The 10,811-nt window shown below is 68.1% G+C and carries 7 protein-coding genes and 1 pseudogene; all 8 read right to left on the bottom strand.

The genetic code is table 11. The annotated features are described in order from the left end of the window. Positions 1-3,102, bottom strand: a 3,102-nt coding sequence (locus tag AB0M11_RS40105; protein WP_365713685.1) for a glycosyl hydrolase 115 family protein, incomplete at its 3' end; no start/stop codon positions are given. A gap of 281 nt (positions 3,103-3,383) precedes the next feature. Next, on the bottom strand, positions 3,384-4,577 hold the full coding sequence (gene tuf / locus AB0M11_RS40100) for an elongation factor Tu (RefSeq protein WP_365713683.1): 1,194 nt from the start codon (positions 4,575-4,577) through the stop codon (positions 3,384-3,386). A 170-nt stretch (positions 4,578-4,747) separates the two neighbouring features. Then, positions 4,748-6,874, bottom strand: a complete 2,127-nt coding sequence (gene fusA, locus AB0M11_RS40095; RefSeq protein ID WP_365713681.1) for an elongation factor G — start codon at positions 6,872-6,874, stop codon at positions 4,748-4,750. 39 nt (positions 6,875-6,913) lie between these two features. Continuing rightward, positions 6,914-7,384: a 30S ribosomal protein S7 gene (rpsG, locus tag AB0M11_RS40090; RefSeq protein WP_009330725.1), complete on the bottom strand. Its 471-nt coding sequence runs from the start codon at positions 7,382-7,384 to the stop codon at positions 6,914-6,916. 2 nt (positions 7,385-7,386) lie between these two features. After that, complete coding sequence (gene rpsL, locus AB0M11_RS40085; protein ID WP_003948652.1) at positions 7,387-7,758, bottom strand: 30S ribosomal protein S12; 372 nt, start codon at positions 7,756-7,758, stop codon at positions 7,387-7,389. A 551-nt stretch (positions 7,759-8,309) separates the two neighbouring features. Then, positions 8,310-9,419: a hypothetical protein gene (locus tag AB0M11_RS40080; protein WP_365713679.1), complete on the bottom strand. Its 1,110-nt coding sequence runs from the start codon at positions 9,417-9,419 to the stop codon at positions 8,310-8,312. 52 nt (positions 9,420-9,471) lie between these two features. Further along, entirely contained in the window at positions 9,472-10,548 is a 1,077-nt protein-coding gene (locus tag AB0M11_RS40075) for a hypothetical protein (RefSeq protein ID WP_365713677.1), read from the bottom strand. A 169-nt stretch (positions 10,549-10,717) separates the two neighbouring features. Then, positions 10,718-10,811, bottom strand: a pseudogene (locus AB0M11_RS40070) (dUTP diphosphatase); the annotation flags it as partial.

Genomic DNA, 10,811 nt, shown 5'->3' with positions numbered 1-10,811 from the left:
GAGACACCGGGGCCCCCCCCCCCGGGCCGCCCAGCCCCCCCTCGGGGTCCGCCGGCGCCCGTGGCGCGGCGCCGCCCGTAGGGGCCGCCGGCTCTCCAGCGGTCCCAGGTATGTCGGCGTCAGCCCGCCCGTGTCGATGATCAGCCGCTGCACCACCACCGTGGGGTCCACCGACCAGAACCTCAGGCGGTGGACACCGGATGCGAGCGTGTGACGCGTCGCCGACCGGTTGACGTTGTCGGAGGTGTTGCGGGCCCACACCGTGTTCAGGAGGCCGTCGTCCGCGCCGGCCGTGATGTCGACGGGCCGGGGCTCCTCGTCGTCGAAGGTGAGGGCGTAGCGCAGACCGGTGCCCGTCGGCAGCGCCGGGTTGCGCGGGGACAGGTACGCCCACGCCGTCACCTCGCCCGCCGACAGCAGGCTCACCTCGTACTCCAGCCGGGGCCAGGAGTCCGGGGAGTCGCCCCAGCCTCCCGTCACGGGCCACGCCGTCATCCCCGCACCGGTGCGGCCGATCCCGTCCAGCCGGCGCCACTCGCCGACCGCGCGGTCGCAGTGCTCCGCGTCGATCGCCACGTAGCCGCCCGCCTCCACGAACCCCCGCAGCCCCAGCGGCCCTCGCAGCCCCTGCTGTCCTCGCAGCCCGTGAGCCGGCGGCCGCTCGGCGACGCACCCCACCGTCACCGACTCCCCCGCCCCGCTCACCGTCAGCGTCCCCTCCGCGCGGCCGGCCGGGGCCCGGGACCAGTCCACCCCCACCACCACCCGCACCTGGTCCGTCAACCGGCCCCGTGGACGGTCCACCGTCAGCCACGGCACCGACGCCGACACCCGGTAGTCGAAGGGCGTGCGGCCGCGGTTGAAGACCTCGACGTACTGCTGCGGCCGGGACTGGTACGGGCTGAACGGCGGCAGGGTCATGGCCCCCTCGTCGGGGTCTACCGACACTCCCAGCCCGGCCGCCTCCGGCACCTCGATCCGCCGCACCGCCGGGAAGAGCACGTCCGGGAGGGCCACGTTGTCCTTCTCCGGCTGCTGCCAGGGCGCGTTGGGGCCGTACCGGTCGACGTCCCCGTAGTCGATGTGCGGCTGGGTCTGGAAGCCCCGCCATTTGCCGCCCGCCACCTGGGTGTTGTAGCGCTCGGCCAGGGCGAGATCGGCCGCCAGGCCGGCTTCCGCCGTCGCCGCGCGGTCGTTGGTCGCGGCCCTGCCCTGCCTGGCGTAGAGCAGGTTCGTGAACTCGGCCTCGCGCAGCGCGTACAGGTTCGCGGTCGCCGTCACCGCGTACCCGATCAGCTCGAAAAACGCGTCCTGGGCCGCCGCCGGCAGTCGGCGGGCGATCCGGGCCGCCCGTCTGCCCAGCTCCCGCCACTCCTCCGTCACCCGCTCCAGCTCGCGGTGGCCGAAGGAGAAGGGGGTCTGCCGGTCGTCGTAGACCACCTGGCCGGTGTCGGAGAGGGTGATGCGGCGGTTGAGCAGCTCCGGTTTGCGGCGCGCCTGCAACTGGCCGTAGCGGGCGAGCAGTTCCGCGGTCTCGTCGGCCACCGCCGCGCCGAAGTTCTGGCGGGCGTATCGCCGTTCCCACTCGCCCAGCCGGTCGAAGGTCCAGCGGTCGGGGTTCCAGGCGTAGTCGAGGAAGAACTCCGTCGGGAGTTCGTTGCCCTTCAGGTCGCCCACGTTGGCCACCCACAGGCCGTGGTTGCCGTAGGCGTGCGCCTGGTGGAGCTGGTCCCAGACGTTGCGGAGGTTGGCAGTGTCGACCCACTTGTAGTTGCGGCCGGCTCCCACGTAGTCGAAGTGGTAGTAGAGCCCGTATCCGCCGCCGCGCGGCTCCTGCGGGGAGGGGTGCTTGCGGATGTTGCCCCAGTTGTCGTCGGTCAGGACGACCGTGACGTCGTCGGGGGCGCGCAGCCCGCGGTCCCAGTAGCGCTGGACCTCCTTGTACAGGGTCCACACCTGGGGGGTCTCGGCGGCCGGCTTCCCGGTCACCTCCTCGATGATCTGCCGTTGGTCAGCGATGATCTCCCGCATCAGTTCGATGCCGTCGCCGTCGGGCAGGCCGGTGTCGCCGTTGCCGCGCATGCCGAGGGTGACCACGCCCTCGAAGCCCTCGTCGACCATGCGCTGGATGCCGGCCCGCCAGTAGGCCCGGATCGCCTCGGCATTGCGGAGGTAGGACCACTCGCCCGTGCCGCCGTAAGGGTCGGTACCGCCCGTCGCGTGGCGGTTCCACTCCTCGATCCCGCGCATCATCGGCGCCTCGTGGGACGTGCCCATGACAACGCCATAGGCAGACGCCCTGCGGTGGTTCTCCGGATCGTCCTCCGCGAACGCCCGCCCCCACACCGCCGGCCACAGGTAGTTGCCCTTGAGCCGCAGCAGCACCTCGAAGACCCGGGCGTAGAAGTCCGCGGTGAAGCCGCCGGGATAGCCGGGGGCCTTGCCGGGTCCGAAGTACGCCGGGGCCCAGGTGCCGAGCGCCGGGTTCTCGTCGTTGAGGAAGAAGCCGCGGTACTTCACCGCCGGGGTGCCCTGGCTGTGGCGGCCCGGCAGCACCCACACCTCGTCACGGTGGACCGGCTCCACGTCGTCCCACCAGTGCCAGGGCGAGACGCCGATGCCGTACGAGACGTCGTAGGCGCCGAAGATCGTGCCGCGCGGGTCGCTGCCCGCGATGACGAACGCCTTGTCCACACCGGGCACGGGGTGGTCGACGACGGTCTGCAGGGAGGTCTCCCAACGGCCCCGCACCCCCGTCACGTCCAGCTTGCCGGACGCCACCAGGGCGTCGATCAGCGGGCTGCGGCCGATCGTGCCGACGAGGACCGCCCGGCGGGCGAGCGTCGCGGCCGGCCGTACCCCCGTCACCCGCTCGATGTCGTCACGGAGGTCGCCCGCCACCCGGACGACTCCCGGGTGGTCGTCGGCGCTCACCACGACCGGGGCGCCGACCAGCGAGAACGCCCCGCCGGTGAAGGAGATGTACGCGCCGGGGTCGGTCGCCCGCGGTGCACCGCCGCCACCGGCCCACGCGACGCCCGACGACAGCACGGGCACGGCGGCCAGCCCCGCTCCCAGGACGGTCCTACGACGCACGGACATGCCTCACCCCTCCACCCGAATTTGGTCAGCGGCATGACAAATGGTGGAGGGAGCGGCTCCCGGGAGCCAGGGGTCGTACCCGCCGAATAGTTTCGAGCCCGGCGAACCCCTTCGAGGCCGCCGAACCGTTTCGGACCTGCGACCGCCTCGGGTCTGCGACCGCCTCGGGCCTGCCGCGACGCCTCGGACATGCAGCCGCCTCGGACATGCCGAAGGGCCCGTACGACCGGAGTCGTACGGGCCCTTCAGAGACCTACCAGGTCAGCCCTTGCGGGCCGAGATCACTTGTTGATCTTGGTGACCTGGCCGGCGCCGACCGTGCGGCCACCCTCACGGATGGCGAACTTCAGGCCCTCTTCCATGGCGATGGGCTGGATGAGCTCGACCTTCATCTCAGTGTTGTCGCCCGGCATGACCATCTCGGTGCCCTCGGGGAGGGTCACGACGCCGGTCACGTCCGTGGTACGGAAGTAGAACTGCGGACGGTAGTTGTTGAAGAACGGCGTGTGGCGGCCACCCTCGTCCTTGGAGAGGATGTAGGCCTGCGCCTCGAACTCGGTGTGCGGGGTGACCGAGCCCGGCTTGATGATGACCTGGCCGCGCTCGACGTCCTCGCGCTTGATGCCGCGGAGCAGCAGACCGACGTTCTCACCGGCCTGGCCCTCGTCGAGCAGCTTGCGGAACATCTCGATACCGGTGACCGTGGTGGAGGTCTTCTCGGTCTTGATGCCGATGATGTCGACGGTCTCGTTGACCTTGAGGACACCACGCTCGATACGGCCGGTGACGACCGTACCGCGACCGGTGATGGTGAAGACGTCCTCGATCGGCATCAGGAACGGCTTGTCGACGTCACGCTCGGGCTCCGGGATGGAGGTGTCGACAGCGTTCATCAGGTCCAGGACGGACTGGGTCCACTGGGCGTCGCCCTCGAGCGCCTTGAGCGCCGAGACCTTGACGACCGGGACGTCGTCGCCCGGGAACTCGTACTCGGAGAGGAGCTCACGGACCTCGAGCTCGACGAGCTCCAGGATCTCCTCGTCGTCCACCATGTCGGCCTTGTTCAGGGCGACGACGATGTACGGCACGCCGACCTGGCGGGCCAGGAGCACGTGCTCCTTGGTCTGCGGCATCGGGCCGTCGGTGGCGGCCACGACCAGGATCGCGCCGTCCATCTGGGCGGCACCGGTGATCATGTTCTTGATGTAGTCCGCGTGACCCGGGCAGTCGACGTGGGCGTAGTGGCGCGCCTCGGTCTGGTACTCGACGTGCGCGATGGAGATGGTGATACCGCGCTGGCGCTCCTCGGGCGCCTTGTCGATGTTGTCGAACGGGGTGGCCTCGTTCAGGTCCGGGTACGCGTCGTGCAGCACCTTGGTAATGGCGGCCGTGAGGGTCGTCTTACCGTGGTCGATGTGACCGATGGTGCCGATGTTGACGTGCGGCTTAGTCCGCTCGAACTTCGCCTTCGCCACTGGGGTCCTCCTGTGGAGTGGTTCTGTACGCCTTGATTCGATCGGCGCCAGGTGATCTTTGCTGTTGGGTCCCGGGCCCCGGGCCGTACCGCCACGAATGCGGAGGAACGACCCGAGAGGCTCCGGGGTCAAGCCTAAGGCGTCTGCGCGCGCCGCGTTAAACGCGGTGCTTACTCGCCCTTGGCCTTCGCGATGATCTCCTCGGCGACGTTCCGCGGAACCTCGGCGTAGGAGTCGAACTGCATGGAGTAGCTGGCCCGGCCGGACGTCTTGCTGCGCAGGTCGCCGACGTAACCGAACATCTCCGAGAGGGGCACGAGGCCCTTCACGACGCGGGCACCGGCCCGCTCCTCCATGGCCTGGATCTGACCACGGCGGGAGTTGATGTCGCCGATGACCTCACCCATGTAGTCCTCGGGCGTGGTGACCTCGACGGCCATCATCGGCTCAAGGAGCACGGGGGACGCCTTGCGCGCGGCCTCCTTGAAGGCCTGCGAACCGGCGATCTTGAAGGCGAGCTCGGAGGAGTCGACCTCGTGGTAGGCACCGTCGTGCAGGATCACGCGGACACCGGTCATCTCGTAACCGGCGAGGATGCCGAACTGCATGGCCTCCTGCGCACCGGCGTCCACCGAAGGGATGTACTCCTTCGGGATGCGGCCACCGGTCACCTTGTTCACGAACTCGTACGAGGTGTCGCCACCCTCGAGCGGCTCGATGCCGATCTGCACCTTCGCGAACTGACCGGTACCACCGGTCTGCTTCTTGTGGGTGTAGTCGACGCGCTCGACGGCCTTGCGGATCGTCTCGCGGTACGCCACCTGCGGCTTGCCGACGTTGGCCTCGACCTTGAACTCACGGCGCATACGGTCGACCAGCACCTCAAGGTGCAGCTCGCCCATACCGCCGATGATGGTCTGGCCGGTCTCCTCGTCCGAGTGGACCTGGAAGGACGGGTCCTCCTCGGCCAGGCGCTGGATCGCGACGCCCAGCTTCTCCTGGTCGCCCTTCGACTTGGGCTCGATGGCGACCTGGATGACCGGCGCCGGGAAGTCCATGGACTCCAGGATCACCGGGGCCTTGTCGTCGCACAGCGTCTCGCCGGTCGTGGTCTGCTTCAGACCCATGACGGCGATGATGTCGCCGGCGCCCACCGAGTCGATCTCCTCACGCTTGTTCGCGTGCATGCGGTAGATCTTGCCGATGCGCTCCTTCTTGCCCTTGACGGAGTTCAGCACGGCCGTGCCGGACTCCAGGCGGCCCGAGTAGACCCGGACGAAGGTGAGCTTGCCGAGGTGCGGGTCGCTCATGATCTTGAACGCCAGCGCGGACAGCGGCTCGTCGTCGGACGGCTTGCGCTTGACGACCTCCTCCGGGTCGTTCACGGCGTGGCCCTCGATGGCCTCGACGTCGAGCGGGGAGGGGAGGTAGCGCACGACCGCGTCGAGCAGGGGCTGGACGCCCTTGTTCTTGAACGCGGTACCGCAGAACACCGGGGTGACGGTGGTGTCCTTGGACTTGCCGGACGCGATGGTGATACGACGGATCGCGGCGTACAGCTGCTCCTCGGAGGGCTCCTCGCCCTCCAGGTACAGCTCCATGATCTCTTCGTCGTTCTCGGCCACGGCCTCCAGCAGCTTGCCGCGGTACTCCTCGGCAGCCTCGGTGTGGGTGGCCGGGATGTCGACGACGTCGTACATCTCGCCCTTGGTGGCCTCGGCGGACCAGACGAGCGCCTTCATGCGGACGAGGTCCACGACGCCCTGGAAGTCGGCCTCGGCACCGATCGGGAGCTGCATGACGATCGGCTGAGCGCCCAGGCGGTCAGAGATCATGTCGACGCAGCGGTGGAACTCGGCACCGGTCCGGTCGAGCTTGTTGACGAAGCAGATGCGCGGCACGCCGTAGCGGTCCGCCTGACGCCAGACCGTCTCGGACTGGGGCTCGACACCGGCGACGCCGTCGAACACCGTCACGGCACCGTCGAGGACGCGCAGGGAGCGCTCCACCTCGACGGTGAAGTCGACGTGACCCGGGGTGTCGATGATGTTGATGGTGTGGTCGACGTCCTCAAGCGGCCAGTGACAGGTGGTGGCAGCAGAGGTGATCGTGATGCCACGCTCCTGCTCCTGCTCCATCCAGTCCATGGTGGCAGCACCGTCGTGGACCTCACCGATCTTGTACGACACACCGGTGTAGAACAGGATCCGCTCAGTGGTGGTCGTCTTGCCCGCGTCGATGTGGGCCATGATCCCGATGTTGCGGACCTTGGCCAGGTCAAGCGAAGTGGTAGCCATAAGGCTTCAGTCTTCTCTCGGTCTCGATGTGGACTGCGACTACCAGCGGTAGTGCGCGAAGGCCTTGTTGGACTCGGCCATCTTGTGCGTGTCCTCGCGCTTCTTGACGGCCGCACCGAGGCCGTTCGAAGCGTCGAGAAGCTCGTTGAGCAGACGCTCGGTCATGGTCTTCTCGCGACGGGCGCGGGAGTAACCGACCAGCCAGCGCAGCGCCAGGGTGTTGGCACGGCCGGGCTTGACCTCGACCGGGACCTGGTAGGTGGCGCCACCGACACGGCGGGACTTGACCTCAAGCGTCGGCTTGATGTTCTCCAGGGCGCGCTTGAGCGTGATGACCGGGTCGTTGCCGGTCTTGTCGCGCAGGCCCTCCATGGCGCCGTAGACGATGCGCTCGGCGGTGGAGCGCTTGCCGTTCAGCAGCACCTTGTTGATCAGGGAGGTCACCAGAGGGGAGCCGTAAACCGGGTCGATGATGACCGGGCGCTTCGGGGCGGGGCCCTTACGAGGCATTCTTACTTCTCCTTCTTGGCGCCGTAGCGGCTGCGGGCCTGCTTGCGGTTCTTGACACCCTGGGTGTCGAGCGAGCCACGGATGATCTTGTAGCGAACACCCGGCAGGTCCTTCACACGGCCGCCGCGCACGAGCACGATGGAGTGCTCCTGCAGGTTGTGTCCCTCACCCGGAATGTAAGCGGTGACCTCGATCCCGCTGGTCAGACGCACACGCGCGACCTTACGCAGGGCCGAGTTCGGCTTCTTCGGGGTGGTCGTGAACACACGCGTGCAGACGCCTCGACGCTGAGGGGAACCCTCGAGTGCGGGCGTCTTGTTCTTCTCGACCTTGTCCTGCCGGCCCTTGCGGACCAGCTGCTGGATCGTAGGCACTACTTCTCCGGTTTCTGTGTGCCGATGGGTACAGCTAACCTGGAACGTCTCCGACCCACGCGGTCGGGTGTGTCGGATCCGGCGAACCTCTGCCGCGAGGCAGAAGGGGGCGCGGATCACGGTGGCCGCTTCGTCACTCCGGTGCGGTGTGAAGGCACGCACGAGGATCAGGGCACACCCCAGGCACAAGGTCTGAGCGTACCCAGCGCAATCACTCCGGTCAAAACAAGAGAAGGGGGACCGGTTGCGGGGGGCGTGAGCTGGGGTTTTGGGGGCGGCCTTCGCTATACCACAGAGACGAACGACACGCGAACGGAGAGCGGCGCGAGCCAAGCCCGCCCGGATTCACAACGGTGCGGCGCTGATCAGATCCTCAGATCGCCCGCCCGCGGCCCCGCGCCCTCCCCGGGGCGCGGGGCCGTAAGAAATGTGCGGCTCCGCCGCGTGGTCGCGACCAGCCACGACGCACCCTCAGCCGCCCGACGGCCACGCGCGGCACCGAGGTCCGGTGACCAGCGAGACGATCACGGGACTCCGCACGTTCGCCGGGGTCAGATCTCGCCTCTGATCCTCGTCTGGTTGGCACCACCGCTGTCCGATGTGGACAAGGCGCTCACCCATGCGATCCCCACGGAGTTGACGAACCTGAAGGCATCCGGCTGGGTCAGATCAAAGCCGGCGCTGTTTCCGGCCAGCACGATGTCCGGTGCCTTGCTTCGGAGCCGCGCGCCGTGCCCGGCACCTCCGTCCATGGCCCTGATCATGGCGTTGATCTCGTTCTCGAGGGCGTCCCCCGAAAAAACCCTCCTCGCCTCCGCCAGGGCATCGGTCTCCGTCCAGATGCCGCCCTCGCGGCCCACGAAATTCTCGTTGGCGCTACGGGTAGCGGCATCGGGGACCGGGGCCCGGAGGATGACGCTGACGGGCAGTTTGGCGTCTAGGAGCTGCCTGAAAGCATTGTCCCATGGGGAGTCGGGAACTCCCGAGAGGCTCGACCTGAGCAGGTCTGCCGCCTGCTGCAGCGGGACGGGAATCGAGAGAGGGAAGGGATCTTGCCCATGTTCTGCTCGATCGAGGGCATCCAGAAAAGTCGGCGGGTCCATCGCAAGCAGCTGGTCCTCTTGAGACCGGCTTTCTGAAGCCCTGAGCGCGGCGAGCAGTTTTTCCAGCTCTGCGATTCGCCTACCGAGGGCCCTCATCTTATCGCTTTCGATGAATTCCTCGTACACGGAGTCGAGAGGAACGTCGTGCTGATTCTTCTGGTCGGGCTTCAGTGATTTCGTCCATTCGACTTCAAGCTTTCGCCTCTCCCCGGTCGCCCTGCGCAGGGACTCCTCGACATGTGCGCGCCGACTGCGCACGTCGGAGGCCATGTCGAGGGCTGCGGTCCTGCGTCGTTCCTCCTCCTCCGCTCTCCGCTTCGCCTGCTGGGCTGCAACGCGCCGTCTGCTCGCCGTGATCGCGTCCCGGAACTCCTCGCTCGCTCGGGTCACCTTTGCGAGTCTCTCCCCGCTGAAACCGGCCTCTCTGATCGACTGCAGCATTTCCCCGTGCAGGGTTTCCGCACGACGTATCGCCCGCTCGTCCAGGCCGGAGGCCCTGAGGTCCGCCGCGGCTTTCGTCGCCTTGTCGATGATGCTCTGGGACTGACTGTTGCCCATCTCGCTTCTGCCTTTCCTTGGTCGCTCCGCCGGCGCTCCGGCAGCTGCACGGTCATTCCTGGGGTGCAGCCAACCCGTTGAGGGCCTCCGTGAGGTTGTCGATCACCTCGGCGGCCTCGTCGAGCGTGTATCCCAAAGCGGCGTACTCCTCCTCCTGCTCAGCGGTCAGCGGCGCAGGAGGCGCCGGGGGGACCTGGCTCCAGCCGTCGTCGCCGGCCTCGGGGGTCCGGTCGGGCGAGTGGAGGTACGTGTAGCCGCCCGAGCCGTCCGGCAGGGTGTACCAGCCCTCCGCCCAGGGTTCGCCCTCAAGGTCCTGCCAACCGGGAATCAGGTGGATCGGCATCACACGGGTGCGAGCCTGCTCGTCGCTCAGCCACACCTCACCGCAGCCGCTCGATTCGTCGCCGGGGATCCTGGCGTCGGCGTACTCGTAGATTCCGTTCGGCCCGAGCCGGTAGAACATCCTCCGGTTCTCGTCCCAGGCAACCTCTGAACGCTCCGACGTACCGGCGCTCCCGTCGGGACCGGCCGCGTGCGCATCGGCCCACGCCTGGTCCTCCCACGTGGCGGTCTGCTCGTCGCGCCACTCGTAGACGCCGTCCTTGCGGTCGTAGCGGTACGTGAGGCCGTAGGCGTCGTCCCAGGCCGGCTCGGCGTAACGACGCCGGTCATAGACCACCCAGTCCTCGTCGTCCTCCCTCTCGGCGTACACGTACTCACCGGTGGCCGCATCGATCCGGTAGTACTCGGTACCGGGGGTGCCGTCGAAGCGCGGATTGCGCCAGCCGCGCGGGGCCTCGCCGTCCGCGTCCTCCCGTTGGCCTCGGGCGACCTGCTCCTCCCACTCGAGCACCACCGGGAGGAACCAGTCGATGAGCAGTCCGGGGTCCGTGTCCGGGTCGGCCATGTCGACGAACTCCGACTCCCGGACGTCGTCGGCGAACCACTCGCGCAGCGCGTCTCGATAGTCGTCGGCCCGGCTCGTGGACGTCGGCCAGTCGTAGTCACCCTGGAAAACCACCACCGCGAGCTTTTCCACCAGCCTCTCGGCCCCTACCAGAGACCGTGCGGGGCTGCCATACGCGAGCCACCCCATCAGGCATTCGACGTGCTCGGTCTCCACCACCATGACTAAGCCCTTTCCGCCCCATTTGCGAACCGGCCCATGGTAGGTGAGCAGCCATGACTCAGTGCTGCTCGAAAAGGCAGAATGAGATGCACATTGCGTCGGCCTTGATCTCGCACGAAGGTCCGTCGACGGAGTCGGTGAGCCCTTTTGCTTTCCGGGGTCGGAACACAATCGTCCCCGGGGCATTCACGAGGGCCACACCGCATCGTGCGGCGAGCCCCGAACGGGGGTGCACGAAGGCCGCGTACCCCTCCGGGAGGGCG

It is taken from the genome of Streptomyces sp. NPDC051987 (assembly GCF_040680735.1).
GTDB lineage: Bacteria > Actinomycetota > Actinomycetes > Streptomycetales > Streptomycetaceae > Streptomyces.
The sequence above is the reverse complement of the archived record's forward strand: the minus strand, read 5'-3'. Positions and strand labels throughout refer to the sequence as shown.